The sequence below is a fragment of the Pseudomonas fluorescens genome, from assembly GCF_018614655.1.
Classification (GTDB): domain Bacteria; phylum Pseudomonadota; class Gammaproteobacteria; order Pseudomonadales; family Pseudomonadaceae; genus Aquipseudomonas; species Aquipseudomonas fluorescens_BX.
Genome location: NZ_JAGGOG010000031.1, coordinates 1 through 20,210, shown reverse-complemented (window position 1 = coordinate 20,210; position 20,210 = coordinate 1). Strand labels below are relative to the sequence as shown.

At 56.5% G+C, this 20,210-nt stretch carries 17 protein-coding genes and 5 pseudogenes; 10 read left to right on the top strand and 12 right to left on the bottom strand.

Going from position 1 to position 20,210, the window contains the following annotated elements; translation table 11 throughout:
• The 5 genes and pseudogenes from J7E41_RS25795 to J7E41_RS25775 all read left to right on the top strand — a co-directional run.
• A partial coding sequence (locus tag J7E41_RS25795) for an OspG family effector kinase (RefSeq protein ID WP_214997087.1) occupies positions 1-1,805 on the top strand: 1,805 nt, incomplete at its 5' end.
• The gene (locus tag J7E41_RS25790; protein WP_214997086.1) at positions 1,793-3,247 is read left to right on the top strand and encodes a hypothetical protein; all 1,455 of its coding nucleotides are present in this window, start codon (positions 1,793-1,795) and stop codon (positions 3,245-3,247) included. The genes J7E41_RS25795 and J7E41_RS25790, both read left to right, overlap by 13 nt.
• A 59-nt stretch (positions 3,248-3,306) precedes the next feature.
• Positions 3,307-3,548: pseudogene (locus J7E41_RS25785) on the top strand (transposase); the annotation flags it as partial.
• Between the two features lie 188 nt (positions 3,549-3,736).
• Positions 3,737-5,078, top strand: a pseudogene (locus tag J7E41_RS28615) (IS110 family transposase).
• Positions 5,079-5,120: 42 nt separating this feature from the next.
• A pseudogene (locus J7E41_RS25775) lies at positions 5,121-5,982 on the top strand (IS3 family transposase); the annotation flags it as partial.
• A 927-nt stretch (positions 5,983-6,909) separates the two neighbouring features.
• On the opposite strand, the gene J7E41_RS25770 reads toward J7E41_RS25775, so the two are convergent.
• On the bottom strand, positions 6,910-7,578 hold the full coding sequence (locus J7E41_RS25770) for a hypothetical protein (protein WP_214997085.1): 669 nt from the start codon (positions 7,576-7,578) through the stop codon (positions 6,910-6,912).
• A 475-nt stretch (positions 7,579-8,053) separates the two neighbouring features.
• On the opposite strand from J7E41_RS25770, the pseudogene J7E41_RS28235 reads away from it, so the two are divergent.
• The 4 genes and pseudogenes from J7E41_RS28235 to J7E41_RS25750 all read left to right on the top strand — a co-directional run.
• Positions 8,054-8,218 (top strand): annotated as a pseudogene (locus tag J7E41_RS28235) (transposase); the annotation flags it as partial.
• Positions 8,219-8,394: 176 nt separating this feature from the next.
• Entirely contained in the window at positions 8,395-8,553 is a 159-nt protein-coding gene (locus tag J7E41_RS25760) for a hypothetical protein (RefSeq protein WP_214997083.1), read from the top strand.
• 412 nt (positions 8,554-8,965) lie between these two features.
• The gene (locus J7E41_RS25755) at positions 8,966-9,475 is read left to right on the top strand and encodes a hypothetical protein (RefSeq protein ID WP_214997082.1); all 510 of its coding nucleotides are present in this window, start codon (positions 8,966-8,968) and stop codon (positions 9,473-9,475) included.
• 149 nt (positions 9,476-9,624) lie between these two features.
• Positions 9,625-10,199, top strand: a pseudogene (locus tag J7E41_RS25750) (plasmid pRiA4b ORF-3 family protein).
• 206 nt (positions 10,200-10,405) lie between these two features.
• Here the strand turns inward: J7E41_RS25750 and J7E41_RS25745 are convergent.
• The 11 genes from J7E41_RS25745 to J7E41_RS25695 form a co-directional block, all read right to left on the bottom strand.
• Entirely contained in the window at positions 10,406-10,546 is a 141-nt protein-coding gene (locus tag J7E41_RS25745; protein WP_214997081.1) for a hypothetical protein, read from the bottom strand.
• Positions 10,547-11,223: 677 nt separating this feature from the next.
• On the bottom strand, positions 11,224-11,631 hold the full coding sequence (locus J7E41_RS25740) for a single-stranded DNA-binding protein (protein ID WP_214997080.1): 408 nt from the start codon (positions 11,629-11,631) through the stop codon (positions 11,224-11,226).
• The gene (locus J7E41_RS25735; RefSeq protein WP_214997079.1) at positions 11,628-12,146 is read right to left on the bottom strand and encodes a DUF3158 family protein; all 519 of its coding nucleotides are present in this window, start codon (positions 12,144-12,146) and stop codon (positions 11,628-11,630) included. Before J7E41_RS25735 ends, J7E41_RS25740 begins: the two co-directional genes overlap by 4 nt.
• A 2-nt stretch (positions 12,147-12,148) precedes the next feature.
• On the bottom strand, positions 12,149-12,928 hold the full coding sequence (locus J7E41_RS25730; protein ID WP_214997078.1) for a PFL_4669 family integrating conjugative element protein: 780 nt from the start codon (positions 12,926-12,928) through the stop codon (positions 12,149-12,151).
• 451 nt (positions 12,929-13,379) lie between these two features.
• Positions 13,380-14,558: an STY4528 family pathogenicity island replication protein gene (locus tag J7E41_RS25725; RefSeq protein WP_214997077.1), complete on the bottom strand. Its 1,179-nt coding sequence runs from the start codon at positions 14,556-14,558 to the stop codon at positions 13,380-13,382.
• Between the two features lie 3 nt (positions 14,559-14,561).
• Positions 14,562-15,122 carry a DUF2857 domain-containing protein gene (locus tag J7E41_RS25720; RefSeq protein WP_214997076.1) on the bottom strand — a complete coding sequence of 187 codons (561 nt, stop codon included), beginning with the start codon at positions 15,120-15,122 and terminating at the stop codon, positions 14,562-14,564.
• Positions 15,123-15,143: 21 nt separating this feature from the next.
• Entirely contained in the window at positions 15,144-16,589 is a 1,446-nt protein-coding gene (locus J7E41_RS25715) for a ParB family protein (protein ID WP_214997075.1), read from the bottom strand.
• Positions 16,573-17,424, bottom strand: coding sequence for a ParA family protein (locus J7E41_RS25710; protein ID WP_214997088.1), 852 nt, complete (start codon positions 17,422-17,424; stop codon positions 16,573-16,575). The genes J7E41_RS25715 and J7E41_RS25710 overlap by 17 nt, the downstream gene beginning before the upstream one ends.
• An 11-nt stretch (positions 17,425-17,435) precedes the next feature.
• A complete protein-coding gene (locus J7E41_RS25705) occupies positions 17,436-17,654 on the bottom strand; it encodes an AlpA family transcriptional regulator (protein WP_214997074.1) in 219 nt (72 codons plus the stop codon).
• Between the two features lie 440 nt (positions 17,655-18,094).
• The gene (locus tag J7E41_RS25700) at positions 18,095-18,991 is read right to left on the bottom strand and encodes a LysR family transcriptional regulator (protein ID WP_214997073.1); all 897 of its coding nucleotides are present in this window, start codon (positions 18,989-18,991) and stop codon (positions 18,095-18,097) included.
• 78 nt (positions 18,992-19,069) lie between these two features.
• Complete coding sequence (locus J7E41_RS25695) at positions 19,070-19,531, bottom strand: hypothetical protein (protein ID WP_214997072.1); 462 nt, start codon at positions 19,529-19,531, stop codon at positions 19,070-19,072.
• An 83-nt stretch (positions 19,532-19,614) separates the two neighbouring features.
• Between J7E41_RS25695 and J7E41_RS25690 the strand changes: the two genes are divergently transcribed.
• A complete protein-coding gene (locus tag J7E41_RS25690; RefSeq protein ID WP_214997071.1) occupies positions 19,615-20,145 on the top strand; it encodes a GNAT family N-acetyltransferase in 531 nt (176 codons plus the stop codon).
• Positions 20,146-20,210: the final 65 nt, after the last annotated feature.

Here is a 20,210-nt window from a genome sequence, read left to right as displayed (position 1 = left end):
CGGCGGCCGGTTACGATCCATTGGAGACATTTGCGGTTACGTACAAAACTTACGTGCACTCGCCGACCGGGAAAGCAACCCTGCACAGCGAGTCAACGCGTACCTACGCCGCATGGGAGATCGCTGCGGGGATGTGGGATCACGACAGGCCTGGCGACCCCGGCGTTATTAACTCGGTAGACACGGAGTACGCTTCACCGCAAGCCAAGCGCAAGGTGCTGGAGCTGGCTGAGACAGGGAAAAAACTACAGGCCAGTTGGCAGAATGATGTGTCGGGACCGATACGCGTGGGCACACATGGATCGGCCCAGATAGGTTTCGAAGCCACGATTAAAGCCTTCGATTTCCTACACCCCTCGGGGGCCAAGTCGCTATTGCAAACGTGGGAGCATGGCAAGAACTTGAACCGTCGCTCTGGGCAAGCAGACGCTTACAGCGTACGTGCCACGTTGCAGTCCCTGCGTGACAGCCCGACGTTTCTGACGTCACTGAATGCTGAGGGGCAGGATGCGGTGCGCCGGACGCTGACCCAGAACGGGCAGGTGATTATTCCCAACATTTACGGTTACCCCATGGAGGGGTTCGCCTTTATCCCTTACGGCCCACCGAATGCGAGCGCTGAGCACCGACCCAACCAGGGCCTTCTGTTAGACCTGCGTACAGGTAAGGTGGCAGAAATCCGCGGAGACGACGACTTTGCCCGCTGGGCGGAAAAAAATCGCAGTCGAGTGATGTTGAGTTTTAACGCTGAAGATATGCAAGGAGACCCTCACAGGCTTGGTACTTGGCCTGCGGCGGATTTTCTGATGAGCAAGCTGACTGAAGGGACGGTGAAATATCAGGGAGTCCCGGTGCGAGAGCTGTTTAACTACAACCGCTCTGACAGTGACCATATGCTGAAACGAGGGACTCTGGACACCATTGCGCAGCAGTACGAGGCGGTCAATACAAAATACACCTCTTGGCTGGATCAAACACAGGTGTTTGGGGCATCACAGCAGCGATGGAAGGCATGGAAGGAAGTATGGGACAAGGGGCCAGCCTGGATACCTATCATTGGCAACGTGGGTAATCTGACATTCGGTATTCACGACAGCGAATGGGGCCCAACAGTGGAGGAGCGTTCGGGAGGAAGCTTCGCTGCGTTTTTGGCAGCACTGCAATTAGCGCACGAGGCGGCGCCGGGCGGCGAGGAGGCTGGAGAGAGTGCGGCGGCTGGATCACGACCACAGCCGTACGCGTGGACGTACCATGAGGCAGAACGGGAATATGCGTTCGGGCCGCGGGCAGTCGTGCCGAAGGCGGAGGGTGCCGCGGGGGGGGGGCTGGATGCGGTGAATGAACCCGCAGCGCAGGCAGAACCGACTCCTCCGGCCAATAACAATCTAGGTCACAGCGTAGGTGGCGCCACTGTACTCTCAGATTTGGGCAAAGAAATCGACCGCGGGGGCGGGGGCGAAGCGATAGTTTATGAAAGCCGCGACGGAAAAAGCGTGTACAAGGCCTTCGATGGAAATAACGCGACAAAAACTCCGCAATTTGTCACGGATGAAACGGGGTGGCTGAACAAATATTATGGTGAAAACTTTGCGCAGGTCATTTTTGAAGACGGAAAATCCTACATCAAAATGCCCAAACTAGACGGCAAGCCACTCAGCGACTTCGGGCCGAGAAGCCTCCCCGCGAATGTGACAGATCTATTGAAACGTGTGCTTGAAAAAATGGAAAAACTTGGCATACATCATCAAGATTTACAGTTAAAAACTTTATCTACTCAGAACAGCATCAAAAAGTGTATCCAGTAGACATCCAGTCGCTGCCTGAAGATATTTTCAACATGATGCCAGCGAATGAACAAAAACGGTATTACGATAAAAAGAATGAGCTTCTGAACAAGGCATCTCATCTGGTGTCGGAAAATCATTCTCAGGCAGGGGGAGGCTTGGTAACACGCACGGCGGCGCCTAAAGACGAGCTGAACAAAATAGAGGTACTCCCTGGGCCGGCGACCTCGACCGTAACGGATGGGGTGCCGGCGGACGTATTGGATTGGGCAGTACCCATGGATGCGGACCAACGTGACCGTCTGCAACGTATCGAGAACGGGGTACGCGGACGTTACAAAAACCCCATCTCGGGACAGATTTATCAGAAATTGAATGGCGACTACTACCTGAGTGATTATCAGAACGGCAACCATGTAATCTATAAGGCGGGTGACATCTCGCACCCGCGTGTGGTTGAGGAAGTTAACGGCAAGCTGGAAGTGCGGCCTGAGGAAAACCGGGGGATCGGTGGTGGCAAAAAAGGAAGTAAATTTAAAGCTGAATTTGTTGGCGAAATCGAACCCGGACCTAACCCCGTAGGCATTGTTAATTCAAAAAATTACGATTACGATCCAAAGAAGCCTCTGGATACCTATGAGATCTCAAAAAAAGAGCTTAAAGCTGATGCACAAGATTTTTACTACCACCAAACTCAACAACCACAAAAAAGAATTCTGATAGAGGGGCCGTTCAACACCTTTAGCACATCGTCAATGTTTGACGACATCTATCAAAAAAATAAGATAAAAGGCATAGTCGTCGGCGAGTCTCACAGTGCAACTGTCGGCCCTGATATCGATTCAGATGCGGCACACAAATTCATGATCAGAAGCATACCCGACCTCGTAAGAAATAACGTAAAAGTTATTTATATTGAAAATATTGCAAAGGAATCTTCCGTCGCTAGAGTAATCCGCGAGGCATGGGAGAGAGTCCAAGCAGGTGAAAAGAACGTCAAAATCATCCGAAACGATTTTCAATTTGGCGCACCAGCTGATTTGATAGATGAGATGCATAACGCAGGAATTGAAGTGAAGCCAATCGATAATTTGGCGACCATGCAATATAAAATTGTGGAAGAAAATGGGAGGCCTACATTGAAGGAAGGCGGATTGTTAGCCGATAAAAATCAACCACTTTCCCCTGGCGAGCTAAGGGCCGCTGCAGATGAAAGAATACGACTCCATAACTATTACGCAACAAACATAATTCAAGATGATCAAAAAACACAACCCGGTAATTGGATAGCGTTCCAGGGGACAAAACACATCGATACGACAAAAGGCGTACCGGGTACAGCACAGCTGAATAATGCCATTCCAATTGAGTTTGAATATAACGCTGGCAGCGTCATTCCTAAAATTGAGCTTGACAATTCCTCCGGGTACAGTCGCCTCAAAGTAACTTCAAGCGGTGTGTGAATCGCTCCTAGTTTCGTAGACACCTCCAAGCCTTAAAATGAGGCCCATTAGGAGGTGCCATGAGCAACCAGCGTTATCCCGAAGAATTCAAAATCCAGGCGGTCAACCAAGTGACCGAAAAGCAGCTTCCTATCTCGAGGTGGCTGCGCGATTGGGTGTGTCCGTGCACAGCCTCTATGCCTGGATTAAGCGCTACACCAAGCCCCAGGAGCAGCGCGTCCAGGAGGACGATCAGAGTGCTGAGCTTCGGTGTCTACGTGCTGAGCTAAAACCGGTGACGGAGGAGCGAGACATCTTAAAAAACCGCCTCCCCGGCGCTCCCCGGCCCACTGGACAAATGGTCGCTGGATTTTTGGAGGCTAAGTCCCCGTCAAAAAACTTGACCCAGGGGAAGCTGCGGACCCGTTAGTGGTGGCACGTTCCGTGACCCCGTTTAGGAAGGTGATTTGATCCGAGTCCCCGTCCAGTTCAACTTGACTGGAGGTGCTCATGAAAAAGCACGATCTAAAGCAGCGTGGGTTACCGGTTGTTCATGATCACGCAGCCGGCATTGATATTGGCTCACGTTTTCATGTGGTGGCCGTTCCTGCAGACCTTGCCAAAGAATCCGTTCAAACTTTCCAGGCTCTCACCTCCGACTTGGAGCGCCTGGCCAACTGGCTGGTTAATCTCGGTATAACGACGGTTGCGATGGAGTCGACAGGTGTTTACTGGATTCCGGTTTACGAAATAAGCGCATGGCTTTCAGGTCGTGCTGGCCAATGCCCGAGAGGCCCGCGCCGTACCGGGACGCAAAACCGACGTGAATGACGCGCAGTGGTCAACGACAGCATGCCTGTGGGTTGCTACGGGCCAGCTTTCGCCCTGATTATGAAATCTCGGCTTTGCGCAGCTATCTGCGGCTGCGGGAGCGTCATCTTGACTATGCCGCGACACATATTCAGCACATGCAAAAAGCGCTGACGCATATGAATCTGCAATTGCACCATGTCGTGACGGGTATCACCGGGGTAACCGGTATGCGAATAATCCGTGCCATCGTGGTGGGCGAGCGGAGCCCCTCGGTATTGGCGGCCATGAGTGACACCCGTTGCAAAGCCGGTATCGAAGTCATTCAAGCCTCTTTGGTCGGCAACTATCAGCCGGAGCACGTTTTTGCTCTGACGCAGGCGCTGTCCATGTATGACGCTTATCAGGCGCAACTGGTGGTTTGCGACCAGCAGATTGCACAGACGCTGATCACGCTCTCGCACGAAAAGACACTACCCGCTGAACCGTTACCCAAACCACGGCATCGTACACGGCAACCCAACGCGCTCAACTTCGATGTCCGTACCTTGCTTTATCAATTGGTCGGAGTCGATCTGACCCAGATCCACGGTATTGGCCCCTACCTGGCCTGCGTTTGGTTGCCGAGTGCGGCACGGATCTGAGTCGATGTCGTACCTGTCATCATTTCACTTCCTGGCTCACCCTCGCACCTGGCTGTCGTATCAGTGGTGGCAAGGTCCTTTCGGCACATACCCGCAAGACCAAAAATCGAGTAACCGCCCACCTGCGGTTAGCTGCGGTAACGGTCGGAAGAACGAACACGGCATTGGGTGCATTCTATCGACGCCTCGCGGCTCGAATCGGAAAAGCCAAGGCCGTCACGGCTATTGCTCGGAAGATCGCCATCCTGTTCTACAACGCCATGCGCTTCGGAATGAACTATCAAGATCCAGGGGCCGATCACTACGAGCAACAATATCGGGAGCGAGTGGTGAAAGGTTTGTACCGACGCGCGGCTGAGTTTGGCTTCACGCTGCAACCGGCGGAAGGTGTTTCTTAAGAAGGCGGCCGCGCTCTTGATGTCGGAAGATCACGAGCGTAGGCGCTGATTGACCAGTTGAGCGCCCATGAGCCGGTTGAGTGGCTGTGCAAGTTGTTTGACGTCACTCGCTCGTGTTACTACGCCCAGCGCCTGCGGCGCCGCACGCCCGATGTTGAACGGCTTCGATTGCGTAGTCGCGTCAGTGAGCTGTTCACGCAAAGTCGCAGCTCTGCGGGCAGTCGCAGCATCCTGTCGCTGATGCGTGAAGACGGTGAGCAACTCGGTCGATTCAAAGTGCGTAGCTTGATGCGCGAGCTTGATTTAGTCAGCAAACAACCCGGCTTCCATGCCTATAAACGAACAACAGTAGAAAGACTGGATATCCCGAACACATTGAACCGCGAGTTCGATGTACCAGCGCCTAATCAAGTCTGGTGCGGCGATATCACCTACATTTGGGCGCAAGAAAAAATGGCATTACCTGGCTGTCGTTCTGGATCTCTACGCACGCCGAATTGTAGGTTGGGCGCTGTCAAACAAGCCGGATGCGGATCTGGTGATCAAGACGTTGGACATGGCTTACGAACAGCGTGGCAGGCCTCAAGGGCTGCTGTTTCACTCGGATCAGGGCTCGCAATATGGCAGTCACCAGTTTCGCCAACGGCTCTGGCGTTACCGCATGTGCCAAAGCATGAGCCGTCGTGGAAACTGCTGGGATAACGCGCCGATGGAGGGTGTGTTTCGCAGCTTGAAAACTGAATGGATACCGACCGTGGGCGACATGACAGCTCAAAAAGCGCACCGCGACATCAGTCATTACCTGATGCATCGGTACAACTGGATTCGGCCTCATCAATTCAACGATGGGTTGGCTCCAGCGCGAGCCGAGGAAAAACTTAACGTCGTGTCCGGGATTAGTTGACCACTACAGCCGCTAATGGAGAAGATCATGAAACGTTTACCTATTTCACTACTGGTTGGATTGGCTATGAGCTCCTCTACCATGACGGCTCCTTCTGGAATGGGTGGCACGCCCCTCCATTGCCACCAAGCGATGCCCGCTGTGTGCACTCCACTGGGGGCGGAACCGTTGACTACGGGGAGTTTTCGCGGTGGCAGCTTGAAGATTCGTCAGGCAAAGGCAACTTGTTCACTTTCGGCAAACGCTTAGTATCGGTGACTGTAAGTTGCCCTTATACAAAAACCATTCGGCTGGCACTGCGTGGAGAACAGGCGGTCAACGGGGAGTTTAGATATGGCAGCCGTGGGCATATCCAATTGAGCGCAAATGGTGTACCAGGCGCGGCAACACCACTGCACAATCGCTTATGCCCGGACAAGTCCTCATGCCTGCTAACAACGGGCATCCTGCAAAGGGTAAAGTGTTAGTCGTGCAACTGGAAATTGAGCCTGTGCTTCCGGCGACAGAAGCTAAAGTAGGCGCGCGTCAACGGTTTGAGTCAGATATGACATTTGAGTTGCTAAACTGATTTTTTTGGGGCTCGACGAATCGCTCTGGATCTCGGTATCAGCAACAGTGCGAGATGTTCAATCAGTTGAGCCTTTTCGGTACATCGTCGGCGAAACGAATCCAACACTGAGCACTACAGTTTTTACGACATTTTGACGATGGATCAGTACCCGCACAAGCAAGGGTTCTCATTATTCACAACACAGTCATTGGATTTGAGCGAGCGGGCGACGATCCTATCGTGGAGAACGATGAATTCCGCCGACGGAGACAGGGGGCTTTCGGCGGTATGGCAGCCAGTTGAAAACGGCTGATGGAGTTGCTATTTGAGCTGTCAACATCCGCTTCAGCAGGGAAATACGGGTTATCTCATCCAGACTAAGCAGGATTTACAAAGAACCTGTTTCCCATCTGATTTGTTTTGCTAGCGCTTAACGTCACATCACCGTATGTCTTCTTGTGCCCTCTGAGCAAGGTAGGAAGCATTCTAAACGCTTCCTGGTACGTCACCTCGTCGGTAGCAGCACTGAGCGCAGCGCTGCTCACCTTCATAACTTCATGAACCACTGCGGGTGTAGGGTCGGCATGAGAAATAATTGTAACTCCCAAAACTACTTCGGGAGTTTTCGAAACAGATACTAGGATCTTCGCATACCCATTGATCCTCACGGTCATCACGCCTTCAGTGGTCTGTGAGACCGCCACTGGGTGGGCTGATTTGAGCTTTTCCAACTCCTGCCTAAGTCGAGCAAGATACTCTTGCGGGTGCAGCTCTAATGATTTGGACTGAAAGCCAGATTCGACTGGTGAGGGAACTCCTGGATTCGGAGCTGCCAACGCCGCGCCTGCCGCAAATAGGCTGACGCCGAAGACCCCGGCATTCATTGAAGTCCGAAAAAGCACTGCGCCTGCTGATGATACTGTAGAACTCGCAGTAACGTGACTAATAAACGAACCTCGTCCTGGTCGGCACATCCGCATCGTCAGCTCTCGCCAGACCCAAAATAAGACAGCAAAAAAACCATAAACCGCCAGTACATTGTCCATTTTGAGCTCCTTCAATCATCCATTATCAGGTCGCATTACTTTGGCTAGCTGTGACAACTGTCTGAAGCACTGCTTTTAAATCAAGCCAAGTGTTTACCATACAAGGGTAGCGGTTAATCCTCAACGCACTGCTCGAATGGAGCGCCTTCGGCGCATGCATTGATCCTCTGGTCTTCGACCATTTGTGTCATATGTGTCGGGCCCAACAGCGAGAACTGTTTGATTAGCTTGGGCAAATTCAATTAGTCGTCGCAACACCTTTGTGCTGACCAAGTCCTGGATAGGGCAAGAAGCCATTAACGAACTACAGATGCTTGCCGACCTGACCGATCTAGTGGAACAAATGAGTACGACGATCGCCGCTCACAGATATGGATCGACTGAATCACCTGGCGATTCGATAGCTAGGTTCTGTGCGAAACCCTTGAAACATCGAAATGGGTAAAATCGCCGCCGTCAACGGCAGGAACCCCTGATGGCAAAGCAATATGAACTCAGCGATGCGTCCTGGGGAATGGTTGAAGATCTCATCACCCAGCATCAGAAAATGGGCCGCCCAAGATACAACCACCGCTTGATGTTCAACGGCATCTTGTGGGCGCTCTGCTCGGTTGCCGCATGGCGCGATATGCTTGAGCAACAACGTGCTGACGCTGAGGGCAACTGGACACGTCAGGCGGATGCCAAGATCACTGGTCGGGCCAGCGAGCGCGAAGTCGAAGCCCTGGACAACCAGGAACGCTACCAGAGCAGCAGTATCAGCAGCGACGAACACAGCACGGAAGCGGTTGAAGTACCAAGACCCTCGAAGCCCTGATGGCGTTGAAGTTGTTGTCGGGTGGATCCGCCAGTCTCGCAGCGGTGGATGATCTGCACCTGGCCACCAACCGCGATCTGAATCTGGTGCTGGGGCAAAAGCTGAACGCGGCCGGCCATCAGTGGCGACCTGCAGGAGAGAATTCAGGGGAAGCGTGAAAGCCTGACAGCCGTCAGCCAACGGCTGATCCCACCCAAGACTTGGATCGGATCAGAAACCGTCAATGTGCTGCAGGTACTCACCGATCTAATCGATCTGGTGGATCCGATGAATACGGCAAGCGTCGCTCATAAACATGGGCCAACACCGCCGCCGGACAACGCGGGAGAGTTCGCAGTGCACGTGGAGAGTGCCACAACCCTGTCGAGCAAGCTGAAGCTCATTACCGGATGAAACTAGGCTGGGTTTTCCAGCGGCGTTAGATGCAGAAACCGAATGCCGCATGTCTAGCTCAGTGCAGCTTCAGAACATTTTCCACTTTTGAGACAAGGCTTATTGGAATGGCCGGGCGAGCAGGGAAGTATCCGTCGAGTTGTTCAGCACTGACAAAATAATAACTGAGTACATATTATGAAATCATTGTCGCCTCTCTTGCCTTACGGGCTTAAACCTACGGGAAGAGCTCGTCGTCATGCTTGTAACCTTGGATTTAGTGGTCTGTTGCTGTGCAGCATGCCAGTGATCGCCGCCAGCACGTGCGAGCTACCGGTTGATCTTAACGGTCACACAGAACTCGGAATCAGCGACCCCGCCTACCGTCCCGACAACCCAAATGCCGGTCGACAGATTTTTCTGCGATGGGGGCCTGGCACCTATACGTTGTCGGTATTGGGTAAGGATCTAGTCGTCAATGGCACCTATAAATACACACGACTCAGCCCTGGAGTGGGCCAGATAGATATGCGCGAAGACTTCCCCGGCGGTCTCACAGAATATTCGGTGACACTGGTTTGCCTGACCAACTCAAGCGGGACACTGGTGTACACTCAGCAGCGTGGCGCCATTGAACCGCAGCAGCGGCAGAATGCAGGCACATACATTCTTGACCCACAGATCGGAGGCGGCTTACCGAAAAAATGAATGATGGGCGTTTGGTGACAGACCGCTTCTGCCACTGCGGCAATTGATCACTCAACGTACATCCACACAGCACAAAACGACAAACCCCGCATTTGGCGGGGTTTGTCGTATTCAGGACGAGGCAGTGAGGCAAAAAAAGCCCGCCATCCATCGAGGAAATTTATCGCGGGCTAAGCATTGCACCGAGCACTTACATTGAGCTGAAGTGGATCACTCCGACGATCTGGCGTCGATTCGCGGTACCTGAAAACGTCACCTTGAGCAAACATGCATCATGTCATCCAGGTTGTGATGGGCTTGAGATGATCGTCATCTGCATGAGTTTGAAATTGCCGGTGAGCGTAATGGCATGCCCTAGCCGGATGGTTGGGGGCCAACGGTTAACCCGGAAGCTCGTAAAACGCTGATCAAGGCACTGAGCGGAAAACGAACATTCGACTACCTCTATGACTTCGGTGACAGTTGGCATCATCGTATCAAGGTCGAAAAGACGCTACCGGCTATTATTGCTTGTCCTCAGGTGCCGTACTGCATCGAAGACGCAAATGCTTGCCCACCGGAAGATGTGGGTGGCGGGCCTGGTTGCGAGGAATTTCTGGAGGCGATGGCCAACCCCGATCACCCAGAACATGACGCGATGGTTGAATGGCATAGCGATGTTTTTGATCCAGCGGCATTTGAGTGCGAGCACGTAAACCAGTGGTTTAAGCGGATTAAGGTTTGAGTTGCAAGGCGGTGTCGCTCGGACGCTTACAATGGTTGCAGCTCGTAGGCCAGACCTTCATCGATGCGCCGCATGCGGGTCAGATGCACAGTCTTGGCAACGTGCATGAAGCCTGTTGCGCCAAATAGATGCCGGTCTGGGGCGATCTAAAGGCAGGTTCATGATGTCCGTACCCATCGGCAGCAAGGCCATGCCGGCCTCATCGGCTAGGAAATGCACCCTTCGAGCTGGGGCCATTGCAGATGGTTGGCCTCATCGCCGATCACCAAACGATCCTGCATATGCGGACGCAGGCGGGCGATCAAACCTGCCGCCGTGCCGTTGTGTATTTCCAAGCCCAAGGCCATGCACAGGTCGAGCACAAGGATTTGGTTGACATGCCCTGATAGGCGCAGACACGAACCGCCTTAAGCTGCTGAACCAGATAATGGGCAATGGTGCTTTTGCCGGTGCCCGGTTTGCCATCGATCTTGCCGACTCGATTAACCGAGGCATTCAATAAGGTTTGCGCCAGCGCCAGGACTTCTGCACAGGACAGCGTTCATTGTTCCTCTCCCAACACCGCATCATCTTCATCCGCTTGACGGGCGGCCTCCAAAACCGTCAGTAGCGGATTGGGTGATGCTCCCCATTGGTTGGCGCGTCGTGGCGTCGTGGTGTCTTTGATGCTAAAAGCTTAGGCATTTTAGTGACGCCTCGCAACATGCGTTCAGGGGCGGAGTCAAGCCGATCAGCGGGCCTTTGGGCACTGCGGGCGCAGCGGGAGCCAGGGCGGTGCGCCGCTGCATGGCTTGTTCCAGGCCCAAGCGTACGGTGTTTTGGCGCAAGTCCTGTATATGCCGACGTATCAACTGACTACGCCGGGCTTGGGTCTGCGCACCGGCGTCTCCAATGAAGGCAAAGGGCCGGGCTTGCTGGGCGACTGCTGGACGTTGATCGTATTCCCAGGGGATAACTGCGGCAGCGCCGAATCGCCTGCGCTGGCTCATGGCGAGCGGCAAAGGGTTGGCGCAGCCGCTCGCGCTCAGTCTTCTGCGTCCCCGGAAGCAGAGGCCGGGGCTGTTGCAGGCTTGGCATTCAACGAGACCGCCACAAGCCGGTAGGGCAGAATGCCGACGCGGCGTGCCTCGACCTTGAAGGTTACCCGCGTGTTTTCCTCGTCGTCCTCCCATTCGTCGCGTACGCAACGGCCCTCGACCAGCACACGCATGCCTTTCTGGTAGAGCGCGCTCCAGTGTTCGGCCTCGCGGTGCCACAACTCGACCGGGGCCCAGAAACCGCCGCGATCCTCGTAGCCCTCGCGGGTGGGGACCGGATTGTCGAAGTACACGTTCAGGCGCAGTAGCCGCCGCGGTTCATCGTTGCCGTTGTTGAAAGAACGGTGTTCGGGCGCGGAACCGATGTTACCTTCGCCGTAGAAGTGAGTGCTCATGATGGGGTGTCCTCTGAAGGGGGAGTGGGGCGGTGGACGTGCTGCTGGTAGACGGCGTCGGCGTGCGCTGATTTCTGGGCGCAGCCCTCGGCCTGGCGCGCCAGGCTGTGGCTAAGGCTGATTTGCAGGTTCAGCGAGATACGCTGCTGCTCCAGCGCCAACAGGTCGCCGAGCAGCACGGCAGGCGTTGCGGGATCCGCCAACAATTCTTCCCACAACCCCACGCCCATCGCCGTGCGCGAGACGTTGCGCCAGCGCAGAAAGGTGGTGCCTGCGCCAGTGATCTGAGGGCAGAGTTGCACCGGCAGCCGGTTGAAGGGATAGGCGCGGGCTTGCGCCAGGATGCGATGACAGGCCAGCTCGATCAGCTCATCGCGCAGGGCGAAACATTGGCCGGCCCAGGTCGCCAAAAGCCCCTTACCTGTAAAGGGCTGTAAAAGGCCTTTTAGATAGGCACTGTGTGCCAGCGCCTGATAGTCGGCCTGTGCCAGGGGAGTGAAGTAGGACGCGCTCATCGCTACTTGTCCTCTTCGACTGGCGCGGCTTCGTCGAGGGTGGAGCTGTTGTCCGCATCAGCGTCCTCCCGTTCGCTAGGGTCGCCTGACCGAACGCGCCGTCCCCCGAGTGGGGCGCGGCGGATCATGGGCGGTGCGAAGCGCGACCGGCGGCTACCGTCGAGCACATCCTTCGGCAGCTCGCCAAAACGCGCTCGCGCCATGCGTGCCAGCGCATTGTCGGCGGCAAAGTCATTGCGCTGAGCCCCAGAACCTCTGTACGGCTGGACCTGCCTGAACAGGCTACGCAGCGCATGAGCGCCTTCGTCCAGCCAGCGGTCGTGGGTTTCGCGGTCGATCAACGCAGTATGGTGCGCGAGGATCACACGTCGGGCCAGATCGTCGTAGTCCGCTAACAGGTAGATGGCCACAAAGCCGAGTTGGGCATTGACGAATAGCGGCAGGTGGATTGGTTGCAGGTTCAGGTTTTCGCCCAGACTCAGTGTCGCCGGCACCTCTGCCAACACCTGATCGATCTGCCCACGCAGTGCCTGAAGCGTGGCCTTGGTGCTGTTGAGCTTGTCCTCGATGCGCAGCATCCAGGCATCGGCATAGGGGTCATCCTGCTCGGCACTGCGCTTGATCTTGTTCATGATCGCCAAGAAGCCGCTCAGGCCAATGATGCCGGGGTGGTGTTCGCTGGGGGCGCGTCCGTGCCAGATGCGCGAGGCATGGTGGGTGTGCAGGGTGAGTTGCATGGTGCTGCGCAGGGCACCGAGGTTGAGCCGCAGGTCATCGCTCATGGGAAAACCACTCAGGTGGGGAATTGAGTGGGCAGCTATGCGGCGTTATGCGCAGGATGTCAGTGAATAAACCGTTGGTGCTTGAGGCCTGATTGCTCGGGCAAACCTGCTGGATCTAAGCAGGCGACAACGGACCTATCCCCAGGGGATAATGCGTTGGGACAGTGCGGGACAGTGGGCGCCGCGCCATGTCGGCTCCGTCACTCAGCAGGCGGTGAAGGTGAGCCGGTCCCCCACGGTGATCAGCACCTCGCGATGACTGACTGCGCAGACCTAAGCCGCCATCACCAGACGGGTTACCTGGGCCGAGGGGGATTATCCCCTGGGGCTAATGGGCGCAGACCTGACGTCGAACGCCCAAACTCCTCGAGTGCGGTCATCCGCCCCAGCCGAACCGACCTGTACAGAACTCCATGGTTTTATCCCCCGGGGATATTTTCACTGTCCAACCTCAGGGGATGTGCAGCAGGGCTTTCAGCTCATCGATGTAGCGAAGCGCCCTAGTCCGCGCGGCGGGGTCGTGTGGCGGTTTCGGCGGTGGCGGAGGATCGGACGCTTTGGGCGTTGACGGCGCGGGCGCCGGTCGAGTGGACTGCGCTTTGGGCTGTCCAACCCATGGCTTGAACTGTCCCTGCGTCGCTTTCTGGATGATGCCGAACAGATAGCCGGCGCGACTGCGCACGCCCTGATCGCGACAGCGGGCGGCCCATTCGTCCAGCACGGCCTGCCTCAGGTGCGTATCCACCCGTTGCAGCGCCACCAACGCGGCTGTCCGCTGCGCGCCCGGCAGGGCAGTGAAGTCTTCCGGCAGGCGCAAGTCGAACGGCTTTGCAGTACGTACTGCTTTTGATTTTGGCTTTGAAGTACTTAAGCACTTCGGATGCCGAAGACTGTTGGATTTACAGGCCTCCGGCTGTGCTTCGGCATCCAACGTTGCGCGAACATCTGGCCGAAGTGGTTGTTTTGCCCCCTCTTCGGAATCGTGGGCGTTTGCCTGTGGATAAGTGTCCGGTGGGATCTGCTCCTTTTTGGCCAGGCGCTCCATCAGCACCTGCAACCGACTGGGCAGGGCCTTATTTTTCAGGTGGGGGTCTTCTGTGAAGTCCCTAAGCACTTGCACGCCGACGCGTTGCACGCCTTTGTTGGCGTGATTGAGCGAACGGCTGACCAGCCCCAGGTATTCGGGGTCGAGCTGCATGGCCTCGTAGGGTGTCAGCGGATCATCGTGCAGCACGTAGACGTTGCCGAGTAGGTAACCGGTCTTAGGGTCGCGACGCCTGCGGACCAAGCTCAGCCAGCGTGCCAGGCGGAGCTGGGTCAGCGCCTTGGCCACCGATTCGTGTGAGGCCTTGGACCCACAGGGTGTACAGCTGAGAAAGGGGCGCAGTTGCTCATAGGTGGGGAATGCAGTCTGCCCACGGTCATTGAGCAGCAGCCGAAAGATCTGCCAGGTGTTGCGTTCCAGCGGGGTTAGCCGATTGTCGAGAAACAGTTGTCGGGGTACGGTTTCGTGGCGGTTACCGCTGTACAGGTAGGTGTCACCGACGCTCGGGCTGACTTGCGCCGGCCGCAACGACTGCACGGCCTGGTCGAGCACGCTCGACAACGCCTCGGAGGGAGAGTAGGTCATGGTTCATACCAGGCCCTGGCTGATCCAGCCTCGCACGGTGGCCCAAATCACCGAAGCCGGGTGACCCAGGGTTCCAGCCAGTTCCAAGGTGAGATGCAGCAGGGCCATGTCGTCAGTACAATCGATCGGGTGGGCCTGCTGATACCGCTTCCAACCGTGCCACAAAGCGATGTCCTCGGCTTCGCTGAGCACCGGATGGCGACCTTTGCGTTTGGGGAGACCGAGCATGTCTCGGCGCAAGCCCACTTCCTGGTGCGTCAACCCGTAAAACGCATTCACCATCTCGGTACTGGCCCCTAATTGCAGCATGTGGTCCACCCGAGCGATCTCGGCATCCATATCCTCCGCCTGACTGAGCAAGCGCTGCAGCACGGCGTGGTTGATGCTGACGGTGCACCAGGAGACGCGGGCATTGAGCAGTACGCTGAGCAGCTTGGGCTGCTTCAGAGCCGCCAAGTCTTGATCTTCAAAACCCATGGACTTGCAGCGGCGCAATTGACCGGTGCGCAGATCATGCAGGGCCTGGGCGATCACGGCCTGGTTTAACGGATGCGGCATGGGCATGGCGGCCTCCCGGGCGCGTGCTCAGTGGGAGCTGGAAGAAGGGGTTGTGGAGATGTTCTGGGCCTCAAGCTCGCTCAAGCGACGGGCCAGGCGTAGCAGGCGAAAGAGTCTGATCAGGCTGGCATCACTGAACCGATCAGGTGTCAGCAACAGGGCGCTGAGCGCATGCTCGCCATTGAGAAGCTGTAGCACTCCAGCCGCCGTGTCCCCGTCCGCGCGGCAGGTAAAACCGATACCACCATCAGTGAGTTCAACGGCCGACGCCAGATCGGACTCGGCCGCGATCTCGGTGGCGAACTGGGCAATGAGGGCTCGCAGGTTCTTCGGCGAATCTACGGACGCATCGACGTGCCAGAGGTCTGCCACAGAGAAGGTGCCTGGATCATCGATGTGATCGGCGACCAGTCGATGGATGTCTTGGATACGGTCGTTGGGTGGGGTTACGGAGGGCTCGGGTAATGTCGCTCTGGATGGTTGATCGCTACTAGGTTGGCTTGTTTCTGCTTCTGAGCGCGCCTTTGTGGGCAGGGGGGATAAAGGCGCGGGTACATGTGACGTTTGCTGGACAGGCGCTCGTGTCAGCGCCTGTTGCCGATGCTCGGTGGTATCGATGTCCAGCGCCAGACTGTCATAGTCCACGTTCAACAGCTCGCTCATCTGGCCTATCAGCTCGTCCAACACCCTCGGCAGTGAAAAGCTGGCCGTTTCGCCGTCGAAGCTTTCCAGGACATCCTGGAACAAGCTTGCGTAATCCGTGCTGACCGACTGTCCTGCAAGATGCTGTTCCCACGCGCGTTCGCCGGCTTTGCGCAGCACCGCCAGTCGCTCGACTTGGTGTCGTCCCAGACCACCATAGAGCACTGTGGGAATGGCTGGCAGCAGGAACAGTACAGCTTCGCGCATCCGGCTGATATGCGATTGCTGCACGGGATAACCGTCCAGACTGAGCCGCCGCGCGAGCTCGGCTTGGGTGAGTGGGGTGTGGGTTTCCTGCTCATACAGTTCGCGGGCTTTATCAACCCCCAGGGCCCGCTCGATAAAAGTCAATCCACCGCGCAGTTCGTTTTCCGCCAAATGACCCGTCAGCGCCACGATTTCGCCCCGTTCAGGCCAAGGCCGAAACAAACAGCCGATGCGCAGGAAGCGCTCGTTCTTGGTCTCGGTCCACAGTTCCCTCAAAATGGCCAACCGAGTGTTGCCACCGTTGCGGATAATGAAATGGGAATCGCCGGGACGGCGGGTGATGGAGGGCGGCGTATCCAGCCCTCGCTGGCGGATCGATGCCTTGAGCTCATCGAACAGGGGATTGCGGGTGACCCGAGGATTTAACTCATAGGGGCGTAACTGATCCAGCTCGACCACCATCGGGGTGTCGACCAGCGGATCGCTTAACGTTACGGCAGCTGGCCCGGAACGCGAAAATGCGTCAGCCAACAGTGTCTTGTTTAGCTCATCGGTCGGCGGCATGGGTGAGCCTCCCTTGGATCCGCGCGAAGCGATCGTGCCACTGCGGGTACAACTCCATCGCCAGTGCGCACATGCTGTCCAGCGCCGCCGGCGCCCGACGCCCTGAGGGACGGCGGTACTCCAGCCGGTGCACCGGCAGGGCCGCTGTGGCTGCACGCGGGTAAGCCTCTATGGCGGGAATGGTGGTGTCCAGTACATCGATGCCGCAGGCCCCGGCCAGGACTTGACGCAACGCACTTTGGATCGTGCGGGCATTGCAAGACACCGGATGGACCCGGTTGATCAGCAGACGCAGAGGGGGCAGTACGATGCCAAGGTGGCGATAGGACGCGAGGTCGTTCAGCAGTTGCAGCGTGCCCCGCCGAAGTTCACGGGCGGCCAGAATCTCAGGCGTCATCGGCGACAGCAACAGGTCCGCGGCGAGAATCGCCATTTCCAACAACACGCTGCGTGCCCCTTGCGTGTCGATCAATAACAGGTCGTAGTGAGGGCGAAAGTGTGGCAACAGGTTGCGCAATCGCAACCGACCATCTGGTGCATGCAAGAGCAGGGTGTTCAATTGGCCTTGTGGGTCATTGGACACCACCAGGTCCATGCGCTTGATGGACGTCTGACAAATCAGCTGCGCACGCTGGCTTTCGTTGTAGGTCAGCAATTCGTAACACCCACCGGGCGCACGTACTGGCAAGGGGTAATAGCTGGAGAGGGTTGGCTGTACATCTAGGTCCAGCAGCAGGACCCGTAGCCCGGCATCGGCGGCCAGGCCGCCGAGGTTTGCGGCGGTGGTGGTTTTGCCCACGCCACCCTTGGTTGAAACAATGGCGGTCACGTACATCACGGCAGCCCTCAGTTGCGCACGGAAATGCGCTCAATGAGCCAGCGCTCGACCTCCAGCGAATCCCACCCGACGGCGCGCACGCCCAGCTTGATGGGTTTGGGAAACTTGCCTTGGGCAATCAGCGCGTAAAGGTGCGCACGTTTGAAGCCGGTTTTACGCTCCACGTCGGGACGTCGAAGAATGCGGTGTTCGGTATCGAATACAACCGCTTGTATGGGCTGGGTCATGGGGGAGGCTCCTGAACGTCTGTTGGCGTCGATTGAGACGGTGCTCGGCATTCAGCGCTTGCGGCATCGGCCATGCAGCGAACAATGCGCAGCACGCCCTCACCGGATTAATGACCGTGGCGTACTTGCCAGACGTTAAGCAGGAAAGCTCAGGTGCTAGCGGACAGTCATTGGGCGCAGATGCGCTGGTAATCCAGCGGGCTGCTATCGAGGCGCCGCGTTGCGCTGGGCGGCAAGACTAATGCGATCTATCTGTCCCAGCGGCCGCAGCCAGTAAACGATAAGACGCAATGGATCTGAACCAGAGACAATTCATCTGAGAGATCCAGGGCATACACGTCACGCGATGTCGAAATTGGCCTGATAAGTGGAGGCCGAACGCGTTTCACTGCGAAGCTAGATAGTTTGGAGAAGATCGAACCTGCCCAACAAATTGAAACTCAGCGGCTGTTGGCCGCCAATCGCAGCGCTCGTTGTACGAAGCGCGCTAATGGGGTCTCGGGATCGCAACTGACGTAGAGCAGTTGCGTTGACACGTGTGCAGGTTCACCGGCCAGCGGGCGCAGTACGAGGTCGTCGAGGGTGTGCGCGGCAAGCCGGGCCTCACAACTCACGCCCACGGCGTAACCGCCGGCCACCAGCGAAATCAGCATTTCCTGGCTGCAGGCGTGCGCAACGATTGAAAGCGGTGAGTCAGTAGCGGTCAGTAACGAGGCAATGCGCTGATGCAGCCCGCATTGCAGTTCAGGATGGAACAAAACCAGCGGGAAGGCTGACAGCTCCGAGAGGGGCACATGCTTGTGAACCAGCAGCGGATGGAGTAAGGGGAGGGCGACCACCAGCTTGGTCTGCCACAAGGGCTCGCTGGAGAGCCCAGATGGCGCCTCGGCCATGCAGGCAACACCGACATCGAACAGATTTACCCGCAACCCTCGAATCTGTTCGGCGAGCGGCACTTCGAACAGCTGAAGGTGGGTGTCGGGTTCTTCTTCACGGCAGCAGGCCAGAAGCGCGGCCAGGCGTTTGGGTACAATACCATCGGACAGTGCAATGCGCAGTGTGGCACGCGAGCCGGCAGCGGCGGCCAGCGTACTGCAGCGGGCCTGATTGAGCACGGTGAAGACGCGCGGAGCCGATTCAGCGAGGGCAACCCCGGCAGGGGTTAGCTGGGTGCCGATGCCGGCGCCGCGTTCGAACAGGATGACACCGAGGTCGTGTTCCAGATCGCGGATGGTCCGCGAGAGGGGCGACTGTTCGATGTGCAGGCGCTCGGCGGCGCGCGTGAAATGACGCTCTTCGGCCACAGCCAGGAAGCATTGTAATTGGCGCAGATTCATCATGGGTCTCCTGATAGCACTCACCAGAGAAGGTGGGTACAGGATGAACCGATTCTTGTGAGTCGGTGAGCTTCTCGGTTAACGGCGAGGAGACATCGGAATGGATAAATTTAAGTACAGACCATCAAAGTCTTCCGTCTGCAACTGCGGATGACCGGGTTGACGACTGCGCAGTTGGCCGTTGTCGTCATACGCAAAATTGGTCACCCCACGCTGTTTGTCGGTCACGCGCTGCACTTCACCGCCTGGACTATAGTGGTAGCGACGGTGCAGGGCAGTGGCCGGGTGCTGTGGATGACCGAGGAGGCTGTCGGTTTTTTCCTGAAGTTGGCTGAGCTGCTCGTGGGGCAGATGAATGGCCGCCTGCCATAACTTGCGCCCCTTGGTGTCGTAGCCGTAGCGACTGGTGAGCGAACCTTGGGTACGCAAGGTCTCGCGGTGCAAGGCATCACGCTCGAAATCGCTGATCAACTGACCGTCGAGGTTGATTTGGTGTAAGCGTCCGGCGAACACATCCCACTGAAGCTGATATGCAGCCATCGCCTTCATTGAGCCGAGTCAGTTGTGGTTATGCGTATTCTGTTCTCTATAATGACTGACCGGCCATGTTTAGGGTGCTTGGTATGCCAGCCTCCGCTGATCAAAACTCCGCTGTCGTTTTATGCGCAGCTTCCAATAACGACCTGGAAAATCTGGTAGCCATCAGGATTGAGGCCATGCGCGAGAGCCTTGAGCGGCTTGGACGATTTAACCCAGATCGTGCGCGCGAACGATTTCTTGGTGGGTTTGACGCTAACAGCACACGCCGCATAGAAGTAGCAGGTGATCTGGTCGGTTTTGTCGTTATCAAAGACCACCAGAGCGAGCTTCTGCTTGACCACTTGTATGTGATACCCAGTGCTCAAGGAGCAGGAATCGGCTCTGAAGTTCTTACCCAGATTTTCAGAGAGGCTGATGAGATCGGGCGTCCCATCAAGGTTGGTGCTCTCAAGGAAAGCGCTTCAAATCGTTTTTACACTCGCCATGGTTTTGTGTTCGTCGAAAGCGGTGAATTCGATAATTATTATGTCCGGATTAACGGCAATGCCGTTAATTTGGACAATTTTCGGAGCCAACAAAACTTTTCTACCTCTCTTATGCCGTCTTCTCCTTGAAAAAAAAATAAAGAAACACCTCCATTCCGAATCCAGCTACCTATACTGCGTCATACTGTCTTCAC

Excerpts from the sequence above, each read along its gene's own strand:
- J7E41_RS25770 (WP_214997085.1), bottom strand. The coding sequence starts at position 7,578 with ATGGACAATGTACTGGCGGTTTATGGTTTTTTTGCTGTCTTATTTTGG.
- J7E41_RS25760 (WP_214997083.1), top strand. The coding sequence starts at position 8,395 with ATGGCGTTGAAGTTGTTGTCGGGTGGATCCGCCAGTCTCGCAGCGGTG.
- J7E41_RS25755 (WP_214997082.1), top strand. The coding sequence starts at position 8,966 with ATGAAATCATTGTCGCCTCTCTTGCCTTACGGGCTTAAACCTACGGGA.
- J7E41_RS25745 (WP_214997081.1), bottom strand. The coding sequence starts at position 10,546 with ATGGCCTTGGGCTTGGAAATACACAACGGCACGGCGGCAGGTTTGATC.
- J7E41_RS25740 (WP_214997080.1), bottom strand. The coding sequence starts at position 11,631 with ATGAGCACTCACTTCTACGGCGAAGGTAACATCGGTTCCGCGCCCGAA.
- J7E41_RS25735 (WP_214997079.1), bottom strand. The coding sequence starts at position 12,146 with ATGAGCGCGTCCTACTTCACTCCCCTGGCACAGGCCGACTATCAGGCG.
- J7E41_RS25730 (WP_214997078.1), bottom strand. The coding sequence starts at position 12,928 with ATGAGCGATGACCTGCGGCTCAACCTCGGTGCCCTGCGCAGCACCATG.
- J7E41_RS25725 (WP_214997077.1), bottom strand. The coding sequence starts at position 14,558 with ATGACCTACTCTCCCTCCGAGGCGTTGTCGAGCGTGCTCGACCAGGCC.
- J7E41_RS25720 (WP_214997076.1), bottom strand. The coding sequence starts at position 15,122 with ATGCCCATGCCGCATCCGTTAAACCAGGCCGTGATCGCCCAGGCCCTG.
- J7E41_RS25715 (WP_214997075.1), bottom strand. The coding sequence starts at position 16,589 with ATGCCGCCGACCGATGAGCTAAACAAGACACTGTTGGCTGACGCATTT.
- J7E41_RS25710 (WP_214997088.1), bottom strand. The coding sequence starts at position 17,424 with ATGTACGTGACCGCCATTGTTTCAACCAAGGGTGGCGTGGGCAAAACC.
- J7E41_RS25705 (WP_214997074.1), bottom strand. The coding sequence starts at position 17,654 with ATGACCCAGCCCATACAAGCGGTTGTATTCGATACCGAACACCGCATT.
- J7E41_RS25700 (WP_214997073.1), bottom strand. The coding sequence starts at position 18,991 with ATGAATCTGCGCCAATTACAATGCTTCCTGGCTGTGGCCGAAGAGCGT.
- J7E41_RS25695 (WP_214997072.1), bottom strand. The coding sequence starts at position 19,531 with ATGGCTGCATATCAGCTTCAGTGGGATGTGTTCGCCGGACGCTTACAC.
- J7E41_RS25690 (WP_214997071.1), top strand. The coding sequence starts at position 19,615 with ATGCCAGCCTCCGCTGATCAAAACTCCGCTGTCGTTTTATGCGCAGCT.